Origin of the sequence: Streptomyces sp. GDS52 (assembly GCF_052246875.1) — a bacterium.
Taxonomy (GTDB): domain Bacteria; phylum Actinomycetota; class Actinomycetes; order Streptomycetales; family Streptomycetaceae; genus Streptomyces; species Streptomyces cathayae.
In genome coordinates this window covers 2,112,607-2,135,907 of record NZ_CM125966.1, presented here as the reverse complement: position 1 = coordinate 2,135,907, position 23,301 = coordinate 2,112,607, and the positions used below count along the sequence as shown (strand labels likewise).

Sequence of the window (23,301 nt, the reverse complement as noted above, 5' to 3'; positions counted from 1 at the left end):
CCGCCGCACGGGCGTGAACTAAATGAACGGAAGGGTGACCACGCTCACAAGACGGGACATAGTCACGGCGTTCCCCGAATTCTCATCCCCCGGACGTGAGCCGCACGCCGGTCGATGCCGACGACGTCATCAAGGAGGCCGCCGTGACCAGCACCCCCGATACGGCACCTGCCGCTCCCCAAGTGAAGCGGGACCGCACGCACTATCTCTACATCGCGGTGATCATCGCGGTCGCCCTCGGTATCGCCGTCGGTCTGTTGGCCCCCGACTTCGCGGTCGAGCTGAAGCCGATCGGCACGGGCTTCGTGAGCCTGATCAAGATGATGATCTCGCCGATCATCTTCTGCACCATCGTGCTGGGCATCGGCTCCGTGCGGAAGGCCGCCAAGGTCGGCGCCGTCGGCGGTATCGCCATGGTCTACTTCCTGATCATGTCGCTGGTCGCGCTCGGCATCGGCCTGATCGTCGGCAACATCCTGGACCCCGGGACGGGTCTCGCGGTCACCGACGCGGTCAAGGAGACCGGTCAGGCCCAGGTCGACGCGGAGGCCAAGGACACCACCGAGTTCCTGCTCGGCATCATCCCGACCACGATCGTGTCCGCCTTCACCCAGGGCGAGGTCCTGCAGACCCTGCTGATCGCCCTGCTGTGCGGCTTCGCGCTGCAGGCCATGGGCAACGCCGGCCAGCCGGTCCTGCGCGGTATCGAGCACATCCAGCGGCTGGTCTTCCGGGTCCTCGCCATGATCATGTGGGCCGCCCCGGTCGGTGCGTTCGGCGCCATGGCCGCGGTCACCGGCTCGGCGGGCCTGGACGCGCTGAAGAGCCTCGCGGTGCTGATGCTCGGCTTCTACATCACCTGTGCGCTGTTCATCTTCGTGGTGCTCGGCGCGCTGCTGCGGATCGTCGCGGGGCTGAACGTCTGGAGCCTGTTCAGGTACCTGGGCCGCGAGTTCCTGCTGATCCTGTCCACCTCCTCGTCCGAGTCGGCGCTGCCGCGGCTCATCGCGAAGATGGAGCACGTGGGCGTCAGCAAGCCGGTGGTCGGCATCACCGTCCCGACCGGCTACTCCTTCAACCTCGACGGCACCATGATCTACATGACCATGGCCTCGCTGTTCATCGCCGACGCCCTGGGCACGCCGATGTCGGTGGGCGAGCAGATCACGCTGCTGCTCTTCCTGCTGATCGCCTCCAAGGGCGCCGCCGGTGTCTCCGGTGCCGGCCTGGCGACACTGGCCGGCGGTCTGCAGTCGCACAAGCCGGCCCTGGTGGACGGCATCGGCCTGATCGTCGGCATCGACCGCCTGATGAGCGAGGCCCGCGCCCTGACCAACTTCGCGGGCAACGCGGTCGCCACGGTGCTGATCGGCACCTGGACCAAGGAGATCGACAAGGAGCGGGTGAACCAGGTCCTCTCCGGGGCCCTCCCCTTCGACGAGACCACCCTGCTGGACGACCACGACGACACCGGCCCCGCCGAGGCCCCCGCAGCAGCGGGCAGCGAGAAGGAACTCGCCAAGGCCTGACGCACCCAGCCCCCCCGGGCTTCCCCCGCCGCCGAGCGGCCGGACTCCTTCCCCCGTGAGCCCGGCCGCTCGGCCCTTCCGGTCCTCCTGACCTTTCCGGCACTTTTGGCCGCAGACACAAGAAAACCCCCGGGTAATTGCGCCCGGGGGTTTTCACTGCGTATATTCATTGACTTGCGACTTCGATTATGGCAAGTCGCAAGTAAAGTTCACTGGGCGTAGTGTATCCGGGCGGGAGCGGAATTGTCAAACAGCGAATTTCCGGACCATGAATTCCGGCAGGAACAGGAATTCATCGACGGACTGTACGCACGGGTGGACGCCCTGCGCGGTGACACCGAGGTGTCTCTCACGGACGCCCTCGAGCAGGGCAACACGCCCATGCAGGCCAGGCTGGAGCGGGACATCCTCGTCGCCGAGCGGTCCGGGCTGCTCGCCGCGCTGAACGCGGTGGACGGCTCGCTGTGCTTCGGCCGGATCGACCTCTCCTCGGGCCGCACCCACCACATCGGCCGGATCGGTCTACGCGCCGACGACGCCGAGCGCACCCCCGTCCTGATCGACTGGCGCGCCGACGTCGCCCGCCCCTTCTACCTGGCCACCGGCCACACCCCGATGGGCCTCAGGCGCCGCCGGCACATCACCTCCGAGGGGCGCACGGTCACCGCCCTGCACGACGAGATCCTCGACCTCGGCGACGAGACCCGCACCGGCCACGAGGACCCGACCGGCGACGCCGTGCTGCTCGCCGCGCTCAACTCCGCGCGCACCGGCCGCATGGGCGACATCGTGCGCACCATCCAGGCCGACCAGGACCGCATCATCCGCGCCCCGCACCGGGGCGTGCTGGTGGTCGAGGGCGGCCCCGGCACCGGCAAGACCGCGGTCGCCCTGCACCGCGCCGCCTACCTCCTCTACGAGTACCGCGAACTGCTGGCCCGCCGCGCCGTCCTGATCGTCGGACCCAACCCGGCGTTCCTCGGCTACATCGGCGAGGTGCTGCCCAGCCTCGGCGAGACCGGGGTGCTCCTGGCGACCGTCGGCGAACTGTTCCCCGGTGTGCGGGCCACCCGGGCGGACACCCCCGAGGCCGCCGCCGTGAAGGGGCGGGCGGACATGGCGGACGTCCTCGCCGAGGTCGTCCGCGGCCGGCAGGCGCTGCCCGACCCGGTGATCACCATCGAGCACGACCGCGAGATCCTGATGCTCGACGACGGTCTGGTCCGGGTCGCCCGGGAACGCACCCGCGCCGCCAAGCTGCCGCACAACGTGTCCCGCGAGTACTTCGAGGGGCACATCCTCAACACGCTCACCGACATGGTCGCCGAACGCATCGGCACCGACCCCTACGACGGCTCCAATCTGCTCGATCCCAGCGACATCACCCAGATCCGCGACGAACTCGCCGAGAACCCCGAGGTGTGGTCCGCCGTCGACCGGCTGTGGCCCCTGCTCACCCCGCAGCGGCTGGTCGCCGACTTCCTCGCCGAGCCCGAGGACTTCCTGCCCGCCGAGGACGCCGCCGCGGTCCGCCGCCCGGTGACCAGGCACTGGACCGTCGCCGACGTACCGCTGCTCGACGAGGCCGCCGAACTCCTCGGCGAGGACGACCGGCCGGCCCGGGAACGGGCCGACCGCGAGCGGCGCACGCAGATCGCCTACGCGCAGGGCGTCCTGGACGTGTCGTACGCCTCCCGGACCTACGAGTTCGAGGACAAGGAGGAGGACGACCCCGAGTCCTCCGAGGTGCTGTCCGCGCACGACATCATCGACGCCGAACGCTTCGCCGAACGGCACGAGGAGGACGACCACCGCAGCGCCGCCGAACGGGCCGCCGCCGACCGCACCTGGGCGTTCGGGCACATCGTCGTCGACGAGGCGCAGGAGCTGTCGCCGATGGCCTGGCGGCTGCTGATGCGGCGCAGCCCGACCCGCTCGATGACCCTGGTCGGCGACCCCGCGCAGACCTCGGAGGCGGGCGGTGTCGGCTCCTGGGAGGACATCCTCGCCCCGTACGTCGAGGACCGCTGGGAGCACACCCGGCTCGGCGTCAACTACCGCACCCCGGCCGAGATCATGGACGTCGCGGCGGCCGTGGTCCGCGCCGAGCACCCCGGCTTCGAGCCGCCCGGGTCGGTCCGCTCCACCGGCGTACGCCCCTGGGCCCGCGCCACCGACGACCTGCCCGGCGCCGTCGCCGAGGCCGTCGCGGAACTCGGCGTGCCGCAGGAGGGCCGGCTCGCCGTCGTCGCCCCGCGCGACCTGCACCGCGCGCTGGCCGCCCGGCTGGACGGGGTGACGGCCGGCGCCGAACCCGATCTGACGCAGGGCGTGGTCCTGCTCGACCCGCGCCAGGCCAAGGGGCTGGAGTTCGACTCCGTCCTGGTGGTCGAGCCGGGGCGCTACGGCACCAGCGACCTGTACGTGGCACTGACCCGCGCCACCCAGCGGCTCGGCGTCCTGCACACCGGGCCGCTGCCGAAGCCGCTGGCCGACGCCCTGGCGCAGTAGCGCACCCGCCGGGGCGCAGAGCCCGCCCCCAGGCTCTCAGGCCGGGCGCAGCCACACCGTCGCCAGGGGCGGCAGGGTCAGCCGGATGCTCGCCGGCAGGCCGTGCCACCCCTGCGGCTCCGGCTTGACCGGGTCCGGCCGGCCCACGCCGCTGCCGCCGTAGCGGGCCGTGTCGGTGTTCAGGACCTCGTGCCAGGCGGGCACGTCGTCGGGGACACCGATGCGGTACTCGTGCCGGACGACGGGGGCGAAGTGGGACACCGCGAGCAGCGGTGAGCCGTCGGAGTCGTACCGCAGGAACGCCAGCACGTTGTCGTCGGCGGCCTCCCCGGTCACCCAGCGGAAGCCGGACGGCTCGGTGTCGCACCGCCACAGCGCGGGAGTGCGCCGGTACTCGGTGTTGAGGTCGCGCACCAGATCGCGCACCCCGCGGTGGTCGGCCTCCGCGCCGTAGGCCGGGTCCAGCAGCCACCAGTCCGGGCCGTGCGCCTCCGACCACTCGGCGCCCTGCGCGAACTCCTGCCCCATGAACAGCAGTTGCTTGCCCGGGTGGGCCCACATGAAGCCGAGATAGGCGCGCAGGTCGGCGCGCTGCCGCCACCAGTCGCCGGGCATCTTCGACACCAGGGACCGCTTGCCGTGCACCACCTCGTCGTGCGAGATCGGCAGGACGTAGTTCTCGCTGTAGGCGTACACCATCGAGAACGTCATCTCGCCGTGGTGGTACTTGCGGTGGACCGGTTCGTGGCTCATGTACCGGAGCGAGTCGTGCATCCAGCCCATGTTCCACTTCAGGCCGAAACCGAGCCCGCCGAAACCGCTCGGGCCCCCGTGATGGGTGGCCCGGGTGACCCCGTCCCAGGCCGTGGACTCCTCCGCGATCGTCACCACCCCCGGCACCCTGCGGTACACCGTCGCGTTCATCTCCTGCAGGAACGCCACCGCGTCCAGGTTCTCCCGGCCGCCGTGCTCGTTCGGCGTCCACCGGCCGGGCTCGCGCGAGTAGTCGAGGTAGAGCATGGAGGCGACGGCGTCCACGCGCAGTCCGTCGATGTGGAACTCCTCGCACCAGTACACGGCGTTGGCGACCAGGAAGTTGCGCACCTCGCGCCGCCCGAAGTCGAACTCCAGGGTCCCCCAGTCGGGATGGGCCGCCCGCAGCGGATCCTCGTGCTCGTACAGCGGCCGGCCGTCGAACTCGGCCAGCGCCCACTCGTCGCGCGGGAAGTGCGCCGGCACCCAGTCCATCAGCACCCCGATGCCCGCCCGGTGCAGCGCGTCCACCAGGTACCTGAAGTCGTCCGGGGTGCCGAGCCGGGCCGTGGGCGCGTAGAACCCGGTGACCTGGTAGCCCCAGGACGGACCGTAGGGATGCTCGGCGACCGGCATCAGCTCGACATGGGTGAACCCGAGGTCCTTCACGTACGCGGGGAGCTGATCAGCCAGTTGACGGTACGTCAGTCCGGGTCGCCAGGACGGCAGATGCACCTCGTACACCGAGAACGGGCTGCGGTGCGCGGGTGCTTCGGCGCGGCGCTCCAGCCACTCGGCGTCGTCCCACTCGTACCGCGAGGACGTGACGACGGACGAGGTGGCCGGCGGGACCTCCGTGCGGCGCGCCATCGGATCGGCGCGCAGGGTCCGCGAACCGTCGGGACGGGTGATCTCGAACTTGTACAGCTCGCCCTCGCCGATCCCCGGCACGAACAGCTCCCACACCCCGGACGAGCCCAGCGACCGCATCGGATGCCCGGTGCCGTCCCAGAAGTCGAAGCCGCCCGCCACCCGCACCCCGCGCGCGTTCGGCGCCCACACGGTGAAGCGGGTGCCGCTCACGCCCTGGTGGGTCATGGGGTGCGCGCCGAGCGCGGTCCACAGCTCCTCGTGGCGGCCCTCGCCGATCAGATGCAGGTCGAACTCGCCCAGCGCGGGCAGCAGACGGTACGCGTCCTCGATCTCCCGCACCGCCTCCTCGTACGTCACCAGCAGCCGGTACGCCGGGACCTCCCGGAACGGAAGCAGTGCCGAGAAGAACCCGTCCCCGTCGTCGTGCAGGTCGGCGGTGAGGCCCCCGGAGACCACGGACACGGCCCGGGCGTACGGCTTGAACGTCCGGAACACGACCCCGCAGGGCACCGGGTGCGCGCCGAGCACGGAGTGCGGGGCGTGGTGCGTGCCGTTCAGCAGCCGCTCCCGGTCGTCGGGGCCCACGGCGGGGGAGACCGCGGTCTCCGCCTCGGGCGGCGCGGGCCGCCCGACGGCGGAGGGCCTGCCGACGGCCTGTTGCGTCCTGGCCTTCCGCGCTCCGGCCTTCCGTTCCCTGGCTTTCCGCGCCCTGGCCTTCTTCGTTGCGGCCTTCCTCGTCCCGGGTTCCCTCGTCCCGGGTTTCTTCTCGGCGGCCTTCGCCGCCCCGTCTTTCTCGGCCCCGGTCGTCTCGGCGGCGGTCGTCTTCTCGGTGGTCGTCTTCGCGGCGGCGGTCCGCTTCACCGCCGCGTCCTTCTTCACGGCGGTCTTCTCCGCCGTGGCCTTCCGGGACATCTGCTCGGCCGGCTGCTCCGGACGCGAACCGCTGGACTCGGGACGGGGGGTCACGGACGGAGCCTCCTGGTCGACGTGCGGGGCAGACGGGAGTGGATCGTGTGGATCACCGGATCACCCTGGCCCGGATGCGGCGAGCCGGCGGACGGCGGCCATCGGGACCTGCAGCCACTCGGGGCGGTGCCGGGCCTCGTACAGCACCTCGTAGACGGCCTTGTCCGTCTCGTACGCGCGCAGCAGCACCGGATCGGTGCGCGGGTCCCGGCCCGCGGTCTCCGCGTAGCCGGAGCAGTACGCCGCCCGGCACCGCACGGCCCAGTCCGGCTGCGGCGGGTCCGCGGAACGTGCCGCGTAGTCGAAGGAGCGCAGCATCCCGGCCACGTCCCGCACCACGGGCTGCGGCATCCGCCGCTCGGCCAGCGGCCGTGCCGGTTCGCCCTCGAAGTCGATCAGCGACCACTGTCCCCCACTGCCGAAAGCGTGGGAGGGGCCCCCGGCCGGGGACCGCAGGCACTGGCCGAGATGCAGATCGCCGTGCACGCGCTGAGCGGTCCAGGTCTGCCCCTCGGCGGCCAGGTCGGCCAGCGCCGTGTACGCCGAGCCCAGCCCGTCCGCGTACGGCCGCAGCGCGGGCACCGCCTGCGCCGCCGCCTCCAGCCGCTCGGCCATACCGGCGACCATGTGCCGCAGTCGGCTCCGGCCCAGGGTGACCGTCGGCAGCGCGCGGGCCAGCGCGGTGTGCACCTCGGCGGTGGTCCGCCCCAGCGCCCGCGCCTCGGCGACGAAGTCCTCGCCCTTGGCCAGCTCCCGCAGCGCCAGCTCCCAGCCGTCCGCAGCGCCCCGCACGAAGGGCTGGAGCACACCCAGCACATACGGCTCGGATGCGGTCGGCGCCCCGGCGGCACCATGAGCGCCGGTGCCGTCGGTGGCGCCGGTCTCGTCAGGGTCTGCCAGCAGCCAGGCCGTGGGCGGGGGCACCCGGGGGCAGCCCTCGCGGGCCAGCGCCAGCGGCAGCTCCAGATCGGGGTTGGTACCGGGCACGATCCGGCGCAACAGCTTCAGAATGAACGTATCTCCGTAGACGACGGACGAGTTCGACTGCTCGACGGTCATCAGCCGCGGCACCAGACCGGACCCGATCTCCTGCCCCGGGTCCCGCTCGAAGCGCAGCCCGCCGATCCGGGCCCGGGCGCGCAGGGCTTCCAGGAGCAGTTCGGCGGGCCGGGTGTCGTACAGGGCCTCGTACACCGTCCGCCCGGCCAGCGGGCCCTGACTCGGGTGACCGATCAGCGCGGGCGCGAGCCTGGGCGGCAGTGCCTCGCGCACCCCCAGCAGCAGCTGGTAGCAGTCACCGGGGCGGTCGGCGCCGCCCCGGGCGGACAGGGCGGGCTGGTGGGCGCGGACGAGCAGGTGGTACAGGCCCAGCCTGGCGCTGGGCGGAAGTAACTCGGTGGCCGCGACCAGAGTGAACCCGGTGACCGGGCGCCCCTTGCCCGCGAACCAGCGCTGTCGTGGCAGCCATTCCCTCAGCAGCGGATCCAGTGACGCAAGGAGGCCGGGCGGCGGTGCGACCGTGCGTATGACGGTTTCCGACATTTCAGTCGCGTCCTTTCCCCGGATCGTCGGGGTGTTACTGATGCGTGCCCCGGGCGGCGCGGGGGAAACCGCCCCGCCCGGGGGGAGAGACGGGTGCTACGCGGCGTCCCCGCGCAGCCGGAACCAGTAGAAGCCGTGGCCCCCCAGGGTCAGCAGGTACGGCAGTTCACCGACGGCGGGGAAGCGCACCCCGCCGAACAGCTCGACCGGATGGCGGCCCGCGAAGGCGCTCAGGTCGAGTTCGGTGGGCTGGGCGAAGCGGGAGAAGTTGTTGACGCAGAGCACCAGGTCGTCTCCGTTTTCCCCGTTCGGGGGGGCCTCCCGCAGGAAGGCGAGGACCGCGGGGTTGGAGGAGGGCAGCTCGGTGTAGGTGCCCAGGCCGAAGGCGGGGTTCTGCTTGCGGATCTCGATCATGCGGCGGGTCCAGTGCAGCAGCGAGGACGGGGAGGCCATGGACGCCTCGACGTTGCTGACCTGGTAGCCGTGGACCGGGTCCATGATGGTGGGCAGGAACAGCCGGCCCGGGTCGCAGGAGGAGAAGCCGGCGTTGCGGTCGGGGGTCCACTGCATCGGGGTGCGCACCGCGTCGCGGTCGCCGAGCCAGATGTTGTCGCCCATGCCGATCTCGTCGCCGTAGTAGAGGATCGGCGAGCCGGGCAGGGACAGCAGCAGGGCGGTGAAGAGTTCGATCTGGTTGCGGTCGTTGTCCAGCAGCGGGGCGAGCCGGCGGCGGATGCCGATGTTGGCGCGCATGCGGGGGTCCTTGGCGTACTCGGCCCACATGTAGTCGCGTTCCTCGTCGGTGACCATCTCCAGGGTCAGTTCGTCGTGGTTGCGCAGGAAGATGCCCCACTGGCAGCCGGCGGGGATGGCGGGGGTCTTGGCGAGGATCTCGGAGACCGGGTGGCGCGATTCGCGGCGTACGGCCATGAAGATGCGGGGCATGACGGGGAAGTGGAAGGCCATGTGGCATTCGTCGCCGCCGGCGGTGTAGTCGCCGAAGTAGTCGACCACGTCCTCGGGCCACTGGTTCGCCTCGGCCAGCAGCACGGTGTCCGGGTACTGGCTGTCGATCTCCTTGCGCACCCGCTTGAGGAACGCGTGCGTCGCGGGCAGGTTCTCGCAGTTGGTGCCTTCCTCCTGGTAGAGATAGGGCACCGCGTCCAGCCGGAAACCGTCGATCCCCAGGTCCAGCCAGAACTTCAACGCGGAGATCATCTCCTCCTGCACGGCCGGGTTCTCGTAGTTGAGGTCCGGCTGGTGGGAGAAGAACCGGTGCCAGTAGTACTGTCCGCGCACCGGGTCGTAGGTCCAGTTGGACGCCTCGGTGTCGACGAAGATGATCCGCGCGTCCTGGAACTGCTTGTCGTCGTCCGCCCAGACGTAGTAGTCGCCGTAGGGGCCGTCCGGGTCCTTGCGGGACTCCTGGAACCAGGGGTGCTGGTCGCTGGTGTGGTTCATGACGAAGTCGATGATCACGCGCATGCCGCGCTGGTGCGCGGCGTCGGCGAACTCGACGAAGTCGGCGAGGTCACCGAAGTCGGGCAGTACGGCGGTGTAGTCGGAGACGTCGTAACCGCCGTCGCGCAGGGGTGACTTGAAGAAGGGGGGCAGCCACAGGCAGTCGACGCCGAGCCACTGCAGATAGTCGAGTTTGGCGGTCAGCCCCTTCAGGTCGCCGATGCCGTCGCCGTTGCTGTCCTGGAAGGAACGGACCAGGACCTCGTAGAAGACGGCCCGTTTGAACCAGTCCGGGTCGCGGTCTTTCGCCGGTGTGTCCTCGAAGGTGTCCGGTACGGGCTCGTTGACGATCATGATGCGGGTGACCCTCCGATCTGCGGGGTGGACGGTCGCAGAGTCGTGCCGTGCTCATCCGGGGCCGCGGCGGTGGTGGTCGGTGCCGTGCGGCCGTCGGCTTCCCGGCCGACGACGAGCACATGCGCGCCGCCCGGTCCCAGACGCACGTAGTTGGTGCTGCCCCAGTGATAGGTCTCGCCGGTGAGCTCGTCGTGCACCGGCACCGACTCGTGCCGTTCCAGGCCGAGTTGCGGCATGTCCAACGAGACGGTGGCCTCCTGGGTGTGGTGCGGGTCGAGGTTGGCGACCACCAGGACCGTGTTCGACCCCTTCCGCTTCGAGTAGACGATCACCGGCTCCTGGTCCGCCCGGTGGAAGTGGAGGTCCCGCAGCTGGCGCAGCGCCGGATTCTCCCGTCGGATGGTGTTGAGCCGGGTGATCAGGGGGGTGATGGTCTCGCCCCGGCGTTCGGCGCCCTCCCAGTCGCGGGCGGTGAGCTGGTACTTCTCCGAGTGCAGGTACTCCTCCGAGCCCTCCCGCAGCGGGGTGTTCTCACACAGTTCGTAGCCGCTGTAGATGCCCCAGGACGGCGAGAGGGTGGCGGCCAGCACGGCGCGGACCTCGAAGGCGGGCCGGCCGCCGTGCTGCAGGTAGGCGTGCAGGATGTCGGGGGTGTTGGTGAACAGGTTGGGCCGCATGGAGCAGGCCGCCTCCCCCGACAGTTCGGTGAGGTAGTCGGTCAGTTCCCGTTTGGTGGTGCGCCAGGTGAAGTAGGTGTAGGACTGCTGGAAGCCGACGGCCGCCAGGGTGTGCATCATCGCCGGGCGGGTGAAGGCCTCCGCCAGGAAGATGACGTCGGGGTCGGTGCGGTTGATGTCGGCGATCACCCGTTCCCAGAAGGCCACCGGTTTGGTGTGCGGGTTGTCCACCCGGAAGATCCGCACGCCGGCGGTCATCCAGTGCCGCAGCAGCCGCACGGTTTCGGCGGTCAGGCCGTCCGGGTCGGTGTCGAAGGCGAGCGGGTAGATGTCCTGGTACTTCTTGGGCGGGTTCTCCGCATGGGCGATGGTGCCGTCGGGGCGGTGGTGGAACCACTGGGGGTGTTTGTGCACCCAGGGGTGGTCGGGGGAGCACTGCAGGGCGAGGTCGAGGGCGACCTCCAGGCCGAGTTCGCCGGCCCGGGTGACGAAGCGGGTGAAGTCGGCCAGGGTGCCCAGTTGGGGGTGGACGGTGTCGTGGCCGCCCTCGGGGGAGCCGATGGCCCAGGGCACGCCGACGTCGTCGGGGGTGGCGGTGAGGGTGTTGTCGCGGCCCTTGCGGTGGGTGGTGCCGATGGGGTGGATGGGGGGGAGGTAGACGACGTCGAAGCCCATGGCGGCGATGGCGGGCAGCCGGCGGGCGGCGGTGGTGAAGGTGCCGTGCGGCTGTTGGGGGGTGCCCTCGGAGCGGGGGAAGAACTCGTACCAGGAGCCGTACAGGGCGCGTTCGCGTTCCACGAGCAGGGGCATCGGGTCGCCGGTGGTGAGCAGTTCGCGCAGGGGGTGGCGGGCCAGGACCGCGTCCACCTCCGGCGTCAGTGCCGCCGCCAACCGGGAGGCCGTCGGCCGTCGTTCGTCGCGCAGCGCGTCCACCGCGGCGAGGAGTACGCCCCGTCGGTCCGGTTCCGGCACTCCGGCCGCCGCCCGCTCGTGGAGCAGGGCGCCCTCCTCCAGCACCAGTTCCGTGTCCGTGCCCGCCGGGATCTTGATCCGTGCGTGGCGGCGCCAGGTCGTGACGGGATCGCTCCACGCCTCGACGGTGTACGTCCAACGCCCCGTCGCACGGGCGCAGACGGTCGCCCCCCACCGGTCCGTGCCCGGCGCCAGCTCCCGCATCGGGACGAGGGGCCCCGGCCGGCCCTCGGGATCCGTCAGGACGACATGGGCGGCCACCGCCTCGTGCCCCTCACGGAACACGGTGGCCGTCACCTCGAACGTCTCACCGACGACGGCCTTCGCCGGCCGGCGCCCCTGATGGACCATCGGCCGGACGTCGAGGACGGGAATGCGCCCCAGGGAGGTCGAGTTCGCCGCGGCCGGTGGGGGCGTTCCGGCGGCGGGCTGTGGAGAAGGCGTCGAAGGGGCCGACGACGAATGATGTGTGGCGGGCATGACCGCTCCTGTCCGCGTCAACGTGGGTGGGCGGATGACTGTGGGGAGGTGGGTCCTGCTTGACGCTGCGTGGGGTTCCTGAGGGGTGTACCGCAGGAGCCTTCCCACACTGTTCGGGTGGGCAATCCGGCGCTTTGCTAACTACTCGTGCGTATGTCGACATACAAGACCGGCCCCGTCCGTGAGGGACGGAGCCGGTCCTCGACGAGCCCGTTCCCGGCCCCCTCCCGCTTCCCCGCGGGTGCCCGGGTGATCGTGGCGCGGGGGCCCGGCGGGTGCGCACTACCGCGGTGGCGTCCGGAGCAGCCGGTCCGGCGAACCGAGCCCGCGACCGCTCACCTTCCCGCCCGTCGCCCCCTTGACCAGGGCGTTCGCCACCTGCGCCGGGGTGGCCCGCCGATGCTCGGCGAGGTACAGCGCCGCCGCGCCCGCCGCGTGCGGGGAGGCCATCGACGTACCCGAGGCGGTGACGTGCCCGGTGTCGCTCGCGGCCGACGCCGAGGTGATGGACACCCCCGGGGCGAACAGATCGAGGGCGGAACCGTGGTTGGAAAAGGCCGGTTTCTTGTCCTGCCGGTCGGTCGCACCCACCGTGATCGCCTGCTGCACACCCGCGGGCGAGTACAGCGCCGCCGCCGTTCCCTCGTTTCCCGCGGCGACCGTGTAGCTGACGCCGGACGCGATGGACTTCCGTACGGCGGCGTTCAGTTGCGCGTTGTGGAAGCCGCTGAGGCTGAGATTGGCGACCGCGGGCCCGACCGCGTTCCGGGTCACCCAGTCGATGCCCGCGATCACCTGGGCCGTGGTGCCCGACCCGTTGTCGTCGAGCACGCGGACGGAGACGATGTCGGCCCGCTTCGCGACGCCGTGACCCTTGCCCGCGATGATGCCGGCCACATGAGTGCCGTGACCGTTGCCGTCCTGGGCGGTCCGGTCGTTCTGGACGAAGTCCCAGCCGTGCCGGGCCCGCCCGCCGAAGTCGCGGTGCGATATCCGTACGCCGGTGTCGATGACGTAGACCGTCACCCCCGCGCCCGCCGTGGCCGGAGCGGTGTACCGCCCGTCCATCGGCAGGTTCCGCTGGTCCAGGCGGTCCAGTCCCCAGGACGGCGGGTTCTGCTGCGCGTGGTTCGGCTTCTCCGGTGTCCGGGCCGGTGTCACCCGGGTGTCCTGGGCGACCGAGGCGACCCGGGGGTCGGCCGCGAGCCGCGCGGCCGCTCTCGCGCCGGCCCGGACGGCGTAGCCGTTGAGCACGGTGCCGTAGGTATGGCTGATTCTCGCCCCGTAGCGCCGCACGAGATCCCGGCCGGCCGCCGAGCGTGCCGCGGTCCCCTTCTCCAGTGTCACCAGGTAGCTGCCGGTCACGGAGCCGGGTGCCCCGGCGCCGGATATCCGCCCCTCAGGCGCGGCGTGCGCGGGCAGGGTCGCGGTCGAAACCGTCGCGGCGCACAGGACCGCCGTCATGACCCCCGCCCGGCGCAGACGCCGCGTTCGCGTCCGTGCCATGGTCCGAGTTCCCCTCCCTCACTCCGCGTACGGCGAATCCGCGTACGGCGAATCCGCGTACGGCGAATCGGCGTACGGCATCGTGGGCCGGGGTTGCACCCGGCGCGGGCCGGTACGCCACCGTGGCAGCGTCTCGTGCGGAACGAAGTGCCACAAGAACGCCTGTGGGTGGGGAATCGGCCATATCCGCCATGAGGTGAATCGTTTGGGTGAGGGTGCAGCGGGGCCGGATTGCCCGGCTTCCACCGTGGAGGCCGTTGCCGCCGGTACTGTCGTGCGCGACGACCGGACGCACACAGCCGTCCTTCCGCACCGCGACTCGCGCCGAGGTGGAACTTGAAGGCGATCCGTCGATTCACCGTCCGACCCGTGCTCCCCGACCCCCTCCGGCCCCTGAGCGAACTGGCCCGGAACCTGCGCTGGTCCTGGCACACGCCGACCGGCGACCTGTTCCGGTCCGTCGACCCCGAACGCTGGGCGGCCGGTGGCCGAGACCCCGTACGGCTGCTGGGCAGTGTGCCGCCCGACCGGCTCCAGGAACTGGCCGGGGACCGCCCGTTCCTGGACCGTCTCGACGCCGTCGCGGGCGACCTGCACACGTACATGACCGGCGACCGCTGGTACCAGGAGCAGTCCGGCCCCCGGGCGCAGGGTGACCGGCTGCCCGCCGCCGTCGCCTACTTCTCCCCGGAGTTCGGCATCACGGCCGCCCTGCCGCAGTACTCCGGCGGGCTCGGCATCCTCGCCGGCGACCACCTCAAGGCCGCCAGCGACCTCGGCGTCCCGCTGATCGGCGTCGGTCTGCTCTACCGGCACGGCTACTTCCGCCAGTCGCTGTCCCGGGACGGCTGGCAGCAGGAGCACTACCCCGTCCTCGACCCCAACGAACTGCCCCTCACCCAGCTCAAGGAGCCCGACGGCACCCCCGCCCTGGTGATCCTCGCGCTGCCCGGCGGCCGCTCGCTGCGCGCCCGGATCTGGCTGGCCCAGGTGGGCAGGGTGCCGTTGCTCCTGCTGGACTCCGACGTCGAGGAGAACGACCTCGGCGAACGCGGCGTCACCGACCGGCTCTACGGCGGCGGCAGCGAGCACCGCCTGCTCCAGGAGATGCTGCTCGGCATAGGAGGGGTCAGGGCGGTGCGCGCGTACTGCAGGCTGACCGGGCACGCACCGCCCGAGGTGTTCCACACCAACGAGGGCCACGCCGGTTTCCTCGGCCTGGAGCGCATCGCCGAACTGCGTTCCGACGGAATGGAGTTCGGCCCCGCGCTGGAGACGGTCCGGGCGGGGACCGTGTTCACCACGCACACCCCCGTACCGGCCGGCATCGACCGTTTCGACCGCGGGCTGGTCGCCCGTCACTTCGGCCCCGACGCCGAACTGCCGGGCATCGAGGTCGACCGCATCCTCCGGCTCGGCATGGAGACGTATCCCGGCGGTGAGCCCGACCTCTTCAACATGGCCGTCATGGGCCTGCGGCTGGCCCAGCGCGCCAACGGCGTCTCCCTGCTGCACGGCAGGGTCAGCCGGGAGATGTTCTCCGGGCTCTGGCCCGGATTCGACCCCGAGGAGGTGCCCATCACCTCCGTCACCAACGGGGTGCACGCGCCGACCTGGGTCGCCCCCGAGGTGTTCCGGCTCGGCGCCCGCCAGATCGGCGCCGAGCGCGCCGAGGAGGCGCTGACCGTCGGCGGCTCGGACCGCTCGGACCGCTCGGACCACTGGAAATCTGTCGGGGACATCCCCGACGAGGACATCTGGGAGCTGCGCCGCTCCCTGCGCTCGCAACTGGTGACGGAGGTGCGGGAGCGGCTGCGCGCCTCGTGGCGGCAGCGCGGCGCGGGGACGGCGGAGCTCGGCTGGATCGACCGGGTGCTCGACCCGGACGTGCTGACCATCGGGTTCGCCCGGCGGGTCCCCTCGTACAAGCGGCTGACGCTGATGCTGCAGGACCGGGACCGGCTGACGGACCTGCTGCTGCACCCCGAGCGGCCGGTGCAGATCGTGGTCGCGGGCAAGGCGCACCCGGCGGACGAGAGCGGCAAACGGCTCATCCAGGAACTGGTCCGGTTCGCCGACGACCCGCGGGTGCGGCACCGGATCGTCTTCCTGCCCGACTACGGCATGGCGATGGCGCAGAAGCTCTACCCCGGCTGTGACATCTGGCTGAACAACCCGCTGCGGCCGCTGGAGGCGTGCGGGACCAGCGGCATGAAGGCCGCCCTCAACGGCTGCCTCAACCTCTCGGTGCTGGACGGCTGGTGGGACGAGTGGTTCCAGCCCGACTTCGGCTGGGCCGTCCCCACCGCGGACGGGGCGGGCGGGGGCGCCTCCACGCTCTCGGCGGCGGGGGACGACCCGGACCGGCGCGACGCCTTGGAGGCCGCCGCGCTGTACGACCTGCTGGAGCAGCGGATCACGCCGCGCTTCTACGAGCGCGGTGAGAGCGGGCTGCCCGACCGGTGGCTGGAGATGGTCCGGCACACCCTGAGCCTGCTCGGTCCGAAGGTGCTGGCCGGCCGCATGGTCCGCGAGTACGTCGAGCGCCTGTACGCGCCTGCCGCGCGCGCCCACCGGGCGATGGGACCCGACCGGGCGCGCGACCTCGCCCGGTGGAAGGCCCGGGTGCGCGCCGCCTGGCACGGAGTGAGCGTCGACCACGTCGAGACGTCCGGGACGACGACGGCCACCGCGGAACTCGGCACCACCCTCGCGCTGCGGGTGCGCGTCGGCCTCGGCGACCTCGACCCGGACGACGTCGAGGTCCAGGCGGTCTCCGGGCGGGTGGACGAGGAGGACCGCATCACCGGCGCGACGCCCGTCCCGCTGAAACCGGTGGGGGCCGCCGACCTGGAGGGCCGCTGGGTGTACGAGGGCCCGCTCTCCCTCGACCGCACCGGGCCCTTCGGCTACACGGTCCGTATCCTGCCCGGCCATCCGCTGCTGGCGCACGGCACCGAGATGGGCCTGGTCGCGGTGCCCTCGGAGGAGGTCTCCGAGGCGGCGGGGCCGCTGATGCGATAGGCCGGTGGTCCGGCGGACGGACGCCGGCCACGGATGTCGGCCGGACGGATGTCGGCCGGACGGATGTCGGCCGGACGGACGTCGGGTGACGCGAAGGGCCTCAGAACTCCTCGAGGCCCTTCGTGGCCAGGCGCCGCAGCACCGTGCCGCAGCGGCGGGCGTAGGCGTGCTGCATTCCGCGGGCCGCCGGACCGGCCGCCCGGGCGTACCACCGGGCCGCCCTGCTGAACGCGGAGACGGTCAGCCACACCGTTCCGTCACCGGTGCGGTTCACGACGAAGGCCTCCTCGCCGCACTCCGGGTGACCGGGCAGGGTGCCGTACGCCCAGCCGGCCCTGCGCTCCTCCTCCAGCGTCCAGACCACCCGGCACGGCGCCCTGACCACCCCGGCGAGCGTGACGGTGACGTCGACACCGGGCGCCGCGCGGTCGGCGGTGGTGTCGAGGCCGACGCCCAGGGCCCGGTGCAGCTCCCAGGTGAGCACCGCCTCCGCGCCCTGGCGGAAGACCGCCTGGCCCTCGCCGAGACGGGTGCGCACGTGCAGGGGATGGAACCCGGGAGGGCAGAAACCCGGCTCACGGGTCGCGCCGACGTGGTCGTAGGTGAAGTCCGCCGAAGACATGGGACCCAAGGGTAGGGCGGCCCCGCGCACCCGGTGGCACGGGGGCGCCCGCACCGGAGTCCGATCCTCCGGTGCGGGCGCCCCTTCACCGTGCCGCGCCCTCAGCCAGTGGCGCGGGCGCCGACGTTGACGGCGGCCCAGGCGTTCTGCACCGCCTTGTACTCGGCGCTGCTCGTGCCGTACAGCTCACCGGTCGCCGCCAGGGTGCCGGTGCGGGCGCCGGCGTAGTTGGTGGTCGAGGTGAACTTGGTGGTCAGCGCGCGGAACCAGATCTTCTCCGCCTTGGCCCGGCCGATGCCGGTGACCGGCAGCCCGTCCGAGGTGGGCGAGTTGTAGCTGACGCCGTTGACGGTCTTGGCGCCGCTGCCCTCGCTCAGCAGGTAGAAGAAGTGGTTCGCGGGGCCCGAGGAGTAGTGCACGTCGATCGAGCCGAGCCCGGAGTACCAGGAGTCCTTGGACGAGCCGTCCTTGCTCGGCCGGTCCATGTAGCGCAGCGGGGTGCCGTTGCCGCGGATGTTGATCTTCTCGCCTATGAGGTAGTCGCCGACGTCGGAGGAGTTGCCGGCGTAGAACTCGACCGTCGCGCCGAAGATGTCGCTGGTCGCCTCGTTGAGGCCGCCGGACTCCCCGCTGTAGCGCAGGCCGGCGGTGTTCGAGGTGAGGCCGTGGGTCATCTCGTGCGCGGCCACGTCGATCGAGGTCAGCGGGTTGGCGTTGCCCGATCCGTCGCCGTAGGTCATGCAGAAGCAGCTGTCCGACCAGAAGGCGTTGACGTAGTTGTTGCCGTAGTGGACCCGGGAGTAGGCGCCCACACCGTCCCCGCGGATGCCGTTGCGGCCGTGCACGTTCTTGTAGTAGTCCCAGGTCAGCGCGGCCCCGTAGTGGGCGTCGGCGGCGGCCGACTCCGTGTTGGAGGAGCTGCCGTTGCCCCAGACGTCGTCGGCGCCGGAGAACAGCGTGCCGGTGCCGGAGGTGCCGCGGTTCAGGTTGTACGTCCTGTGGTTGCCGCGCGCTCCGTCGGTGAGGTTGTACGACGACCCGGACCGGGTGGTGGTCAGGTCGACGGTGCCGCTGTAGACGGTGTGGCCGGTTCCGGTGTGGACGGCCTGCCACTCGTACAGCTTCTCGCCCGTGGTGGCGTCGGTGACGACGTGCAGCTCCTGCGGGGTGCCGTCGTGCTGGAGCCCGCCGACGACGGTCTCGTAGGCGAGGGTCGGCTTGCCGTCCGCGGCCCAGACGACCTTGCGCGGGGCGTTCTCGACGTCGGGGTTCTTGGCGTCCTCGGCCTTCGCGGCGCCGAGGGCCTGCTGCTCCGCCTTGGCGGCGGGCACCGCGGCCTTGGTGGTGGCGGGCTTGACCGTGGTCCGGGTGGCCTTGACGACCGACTCGGTCCCGCCGGGCTTCTCGCCCTGCACGACGAGGTCGCCGCCGAGGACGGGCAGGCCGTCGTAGGTGCGCTCGTAGCGGACGTGGACGGTGCCGTCGCGGTCCTTGAGGACGTCGCGGACGACGAGCTGCTCCTTCTCGTCCAGGCCGAGGGCCTCGGCGGTGTCCGCCTTGGTGGCGTTCGCCTCGCGGATCAGCTCGGCGCGCTGGGCGGGGGTGAGCCGGACCGACTCGGCGGCCGGGTTCGCCCGGCTCGCGGCCGACGGGGTGTCGTCCGGCGCGGCGGTGGCGCTGCCGGACTGCACGGCCGTGGCGACCAGCGCGGCGACCCCGGCGAGGGCGACGGCGGCGGTGCGACGGCGTGCGGTGTGGGGGGTGCGTCTGTGGGAGGACCTGCTTCTCAACACTGACTCCTTCTGCGCGGCCGCGGGTTGTGCGGCCAGGGGAGACCGGCCGGCTGGTGAGCCGGCCGGGCAGAACAGGGCGGTACGCGGTACCACGTGCTGCTGTGCTGGAGCGGTGGCCGGGCACGACGGTTCGACGGCGCTGTGGGGTTGCCGCGCGACGGCCTTGGGAAGAGTCGCAGGAGATCGCGGTTTCTGTCAGGAGCGCGTCAATACATTGGCCGAAAACAGTCCGTTGTCCGGGAGTTCACGTTCGATAAACGGAGCGTTTCGCCGGTGTGACGGCGATGGCGGCGATGGCGGCGATGGCCGCGATGACCGTGATGGCGGCGGTGACGGCGACGGCGGTGGTGACTTCGCGTGTGTCTGCTGCGGTCCAGGGCCTGTCCGGCGGCCCGCTCCGCCGGACAGGCCCTGGACCGCCGGACAGGCCCTACGCCAGGCTGTCCCGCCAGGCGCGGTGGAGGTCGGCGAAGCGGCCGGTGCCCGCGATGAGGTCGGCCGGGGTGCCGTCCTCCACGATGCGGCCGTGTTCCATCACCAGGACGCGGTCGGCGATCTCCACGGTGGACAGGCGGTGGGCGATCACCACCGCCGTGCGCCCCCGCAGGACCGTCGCCATCGCCCGCTGCACCGCCCGCTCGCCGGGGATGTCCAGGGAACTGGTCGCCTCGTCCAGGATCAGTACCGCCGGGTCGGCGAGCAGGGCCCGGGCGAAGGCGACGAGTTGGCGCTGGCCGGCCGAGATGCGGCCGCCGCGCTTGCGCACGTCGGTGTCGTAGCCGTCGGGCAGGGCGGCGATGAAGTCGTGCGCGCCGATCTCCTTCGCGGCCCGCTCGATCTCCGCACGGGTGGCGTCCGGGCGGCCGATGGCGATGTTCTCGGCGACCGTGCCGGAGAACAGGAACGCCTCCTGCGTCACCATGACCACCCCGCGCCGCAGTTCGGGTCCCGCGAGGTCGCGCAGGTCGACGCCGTCCAGCAGGACCCGGCCGTCGGTGGGGTCGTAGAAGCGGGCGAGCAGTTTGGCCAGCGTCGACTTGCCGGCGCCGGTCGAGCCGACGACGGCGACGGTCTGCCCGGCCGGGAGGGTGAGGTCGAAGCGGGGCAGCACCTCGCCGCCGGTGCGGTACGCGAAACGGACCGCGTCGAAGACGACCTCGCGCCCCGGGTGGTGCGACGGCGCCTTCGGAAGCTCCCGGGGGGCCGCGGGCTCCGGCACGGACGGGACCTGTGCCAGGAGTCCGGCGATCTTCTCCAGCGAGGCGGCCGCCGACTGGTACGCGTTGAGGAACATGCCCAGCCGGTCGATCGGGTCGTACAGCCGCCGCAGGTACAGCACCGCCGCCGCCAGCACACCGAGCGCGAGCGTCCCGTCCGCGACCCGGTAGGCACCCCACAGCACGATCAGCGCGACCGTCGTGTTGGCCACCACCCGGGAACCGACGACATAGCGGGCCATCTCCAGCAGCGCGTTCCCGTTGGTCCGCTCGTGCCGCCGGTTCAGCGCGCGGAAGTCGGCGTCGTTGGCGGCCTCGCGGCGGAAGGCGCGCACCGGGCGGATGCCGTTCATCGTCTCGACGAACTTCACGATCACCGCGGCGATCGCCGTCGACCGCTGCCGGTACACCTCCGTGACGCGCCGCCGGTACGACCGTACGAGTGCGTACAGAGGGACGAAGGACGCCACCGCCAGCGCGCCGAGCCCGAGGTCCAGCCAGAGCAGCAGCCCCGCGACGTAGACGCAGGACACGATGACCGTGACCAGCTCCTGCAGGCCCTCCTCCAGCAGCTCCCGCAGCGACTCGACGTCCGTGGTGGAGCGGGAGATGAGCCGGCCCGAGGTGTAGCGCTCGTGGAAGTCGACGCTGAGCGCCTGCGCGTGCCGGAAGATCCGGCCGCGCAGATCCAGCAGCACGTCCTGGCTGACCCGGGCGGCGGTGACGATGAACGCGTACTGCAGCACCCCGCCCGACGCCGCGCACAGCAGGTAGCCCACCGCGACCGCGATCAGCGGCCCGTGGTCGGCGGCCCGGAACGCGGGCACGCCCCGGTCGATCGCGTACGCCACCAGCAGCGGACCCGCCTGCACCGCCGCCTGCTGGAGCAGCAGCAGGAGCGCGGTGAGGGCGACCCTGCCCCGCATCGGGGTCAGCAGGGAACGCAGCAGGACACCGGTGGCACCCGGGGGAGTGGGCAGTACGTCCCGGTCGAAGGGGTCGCCGGGATGCGGCTCGCCGTGCTCGCCGTCCTTGCCGTGCTCGCCGCCCTTGTCCTGCGCGGGCGCGGTGGGGGCCGCCGTCATCGTTGGTCCTCCTGTTCCCCCGCCGGGTCGCCGGCCATGAGGTGGGCGTACTCGGGGTGGGTGCGCAGCAGTTCGTGGTGGGTGCCGACCGCCGTGATCCGGCCGCCGGAGAGCAGGGCGACGCGGTCGGCCAGCAGCACCGTGGACGGGCGGTGCGCCACGATCAGGGCGGTGGTGTCGGCGAGTACCCGGCGCAGGGCGGCCTCGACCGCGGCCTCCGTGTGCACGTCGAGCGCGGACAGCGGATCGTCCAGCACCAGGAACTCGGGCTGCCCGACCACCGCGCGGGCCAGTGCGAGACGCTGCCGCTGCCCGCCGGAGAGGCTGAGCCCCTGCTCGCCGACCTGGGTGCCGGTGCCCTGGGGCAGCGCGTCCACGAAGCCGGCCTGCGCCACGCCCAGCGCCCGCTCCAGCTCGGCCTCCCCGGCCCCGGGCCCCGCGCCCATCAGCACGTTCTCCCCGACCGCGGCCGAGAACAGGGTGGGCTCCTCGAAGGCGACGGAGACCCTGCTGCGCAGCTCCTCGCGGGAGAGCGCGGTGATGTCCGTGCCGTTCAAGGTGATCCGCCCCGAGGTCGCCTCGTGCAGCCGCGGGACCAGGGCGGTGAGCGTGGTCTTGCCGCTGCCGGTCGCGCCGACCAGGGCCATCGACTCACCGGGCCGGATGTGCAGGTCGACACGGTCCAGGACGGGCGGGGAGCCGGAGGGGGCGTCGGGGTAGCGGAAGGTGACGCCGTGGAAGCGCAGCCCGCCGTCGCCGTAGCCGTCGTTTTGGGGAGCGGCCGGCGCCCGCGCGTCGTCGTCGGGGCCCGGGGACTCCTCCTCGGCGTCCATCACCTCGAAGTACCGCTCGGTCGCGGTCGCCGCCTCCTGGCTCATCGCCAGCAGGAAGCCGATCGAGTCCACCGGCCAGCGCAGCGCCAGGGCCGTCGACAGGAACGCCACCAGGGTGCCCGCGGACAGGTCCCCGTCGGCCACCCGCATGGTCCCCAGCACCAGTGTCGTGCCGATGGCCAGCTCCGGGAGCGTCACGATGACGCTCATGATGGAGGCCAGCAGCCGGGCCTTGTACAGCTCCGTCCCGCGCAGCCCCTTCGACAGCTCCCGGAACGCCCGCGCCTGGCTGCGGTGGCGGCCGAACCCCTTGATGACGCGGATGCCGAGCACGCTCTCCTCGACGACCGTCGTCAGGTCGCCGACCTGGTCCTGGGCGAGCCGGGACGCCTTGGAGTACCGCTTCTCGAAGGCCACGCAGATGACCATCACCGGCACGGCCGGAATCAGGACCACCAGTCCCAGAGCCCAGTCCTGGACCAGCATGATGATCACACCGACAAGGATCGTCACCCCGTTGACCAGCAGGAACGTCAGGGGGAAGGCCAGGAACATGCGCAGCAGCATCAGGTCCGTGGTCCCCCGGGACAGCAACTGCCCCGACGGCCACCGGTCGTGGAACGCCACCGGCAGCCGCTGCAGACGCCGGTACAGGTCCGCCCGCATCCCCGCCTCGACCCCCGCCAGCGGGCGCGCCACCAGCCACCGCCGGAACCCGAACAGCAGGGCCTCCGCGAGCCCGAGCAGCAGCAGGTACAGCGCGCCGAGCCACACGCCCGCCGGGTCCCGGTCGGCGATCGGGCCGTCCACCATCCACTTCAGGACCAGCGGGATGACCAGGCCGATGCACGAGGCGAGGATCGCGATGAAGGCGGCGGTGAACAGCCGCGCCCGCACGGGCCGCACGTACGGCCACAGACGCAGCAACGTACGGACCGTGGATCGCGCTTCGGGCACTTCGGACGCTTCGCGTGCTTCGCGCTTTTCGAGGAGCGGGGGTGTGATGGCCATCAGCAGTGAGCCTACGGAACGCCACTGACGCTGCCCACCGAGTTTAGGCCGGACCGGACTCGGTCCTCGGACCTACGACCTGCGGCTCC

General features: G+C 71.8%; 12 protein-coding genes. 3 read left to right on the top strand and 9 right to left on the bottom strand.

Annotated elements, in window-relative coordinates:
- The first annotated feature begins 143 nt into the window (after positions 1–143).
- Together ACTWJ9_RS09480 and ACTWJ9_RS09475 are read left to right on the top strand one after the other, a co-directional pair.
- Entirely contained in the window at positions 144–1,529 is a 1,386-nt protein-coding gene (locus tag ACTWJ9_RS09480; RefSeq protein WP_443295870.1) for a cation:dicarboxylate symporter family transporter, read from the top strand.
- Between the two features lie 225 nt (positions 1,530–1,754).
- On the top strand, positions 1,755–4,040 hold the full coding sequence (locus ACTWJ9_RS09475; protein ID WP_279337916.1) for a HelD family protein: 2,286 nt from the start codon (positions 1,755–1,757) through the stop codon (positions 4,038–4,040).
- A gap of 36 nt (positions 4,041–4,076) precedes the next feature.
- Here ACTWJ9_RS09475 and glgB read toward each other — a convergent pair whose 3' ends face one another.
- From glgB to ACTWJ9_RS09450, 5 genes are all read right to left on the bottom strand, one after another.
- The gene (gene glgB / locus ACTWJ9_RS09470; RefSeq protein WP_443295569.1) at positions 4,077–6,632 is read right to left on the bottom strand and encodes a 1,4-alpha-glucan branching enzyme; all 2,556 of its coding nucleotides are present in this window, start codon (positions 6,630–6,632) and stop codon (positions 4,077–4,079) included.
- A gap of 60 nt (positions 6,633–6,692) precedes the next feature.
- On the bottom strand, positions 6,693–8,174 hold the full coding sequence (locus ACTWJ9_RS09465) for a maltokinase N-terminal cap-like domain-containing protein (protein WP_279333786.1): 1,482 nt from the start codon (positions 8,172–8,174) through the stop codon (positions 6,693–6,695).
- 96 nt (positions 8,175–8,270) lie between these two features.
- Positions 8,271–9,989, bottom strand: coding sequence for a maltose alpha-D-glucosyltransferase (gene treS / locus ACTWJ9_RS09460; protein WP_443295568.1), 1,719 nt, complete (start codon positions 9,987–9,989; stop codon positions 8,271–8,273).
- Positions 9,986–12,121 carry an alpha-1,4-glucan--maltose-1-phosphate maltosyltransferase gene (locus ACTWJ9_RS09455; RefSeq protein WP_443295567.1) on the bottom strand — a complete coding sequence of 712 codons (2,136 nt, stop codon included), beginning with the start codon at positions 12,119–12,121 and terminating at the stop codon, positions 9,986–9,988. The genes treS and ACTWJ9_RS09455 overlap by 4 nt, the downstream gene beginning before the upstream one ends.
- Before the next feature lie 282 nt (positions 12,122–12,403).
- Positions 12,404–13,627 (bottom strand): S8 family peptidase, encoded by a 1,224-nt coding sequence (locus tag ACTWJ9_RS09450; RefSeq protein WP_279333783.1) that lies wholly within the window; start codon positions 13,625–13,627, stop codon positions 12,404–12,406.
- 336 nt (positions 13,628–13,963) lie between these two features.
- On the opposite strand from ACTWJ9_RS09450, the gene ACTWJ9_RS09445 reads away from it, so the two are divergent.
- Entirely contained in the window at positions 13,964–16,651 is a 2,688-nt protein-coding gene (locus ACTWJ9_RS09445; protein ID WP_279333782.1) for a glycosyltransferase family 1 protein, read from the top strand.
- Between the two features lie 100 nt (positions 16,652–16,751).
- On the opposite strand, the gene ACTWJ9_RS09440 is transcribed toward ACTWJ9_RS09445, so the two are convergent.
- The 4 genes from ACTWJ9_RS09440 to ACTWJ9_RS09425 all read right to left on the bottom strand — a co-directional run bounded on the left by ACTWJ9_RS09440 (position 16,752) and on the right by ACTWJ9_RS09425 (position 23,212).
- On the bottom strand, positions 16,752–17,273 hold the full coding sequence (locus ACTWJ9_RS09440; protein ID WP_279333781.1) for a DUF1990 domain-containing protein: 522 nt from the start codon (positions 17,271–17,273) through the stop codon (positions 16,752–16,754).
- Positions 17,274–17,374: 101 nt separating this feature from the next.
- On the bottom strand, positions 17,375–19,063 hold the full coding sequence (locus ACTWJ9_RS09435) for a M4 family metallopeptidase (RefSeq protein ID WP_279333780.1): 1,689 nt from the start codon (positions 19,061–19,063) through the stop codon (positions 17,375–17,377).
- Between the two features lie 433 nt (positions 19,064–19,496).
- Positions 19,497–21,368, bottom strand: a complete 1,872-nt coding sequence (locus ACTWJ9_RS09430) for an ABC transporter ATP-binding protein (protein ID WP_279333779.1) — start codon at positions 21,366–21,368, stop codon at positions 19,497–19,499.
- Positions 21,365–23,212, bottom strand: coding sequence for an ABC transporter ATP-binding protein (locus ACTWJ9_RS09425; protein WP_387041579.1), 1,848 nt, complete (start codon positions 23,210–23,212; stop codon positions 21,365–21,367). The genes ACTWJ9_RS09430 and ACTWJ9_RS09425 overlap by 4 nt, the downstream gene beginning before the upstream one ends.
- Between the last annotated feature and the right edge of the window lie 89 nt (positions 23,213–23,301).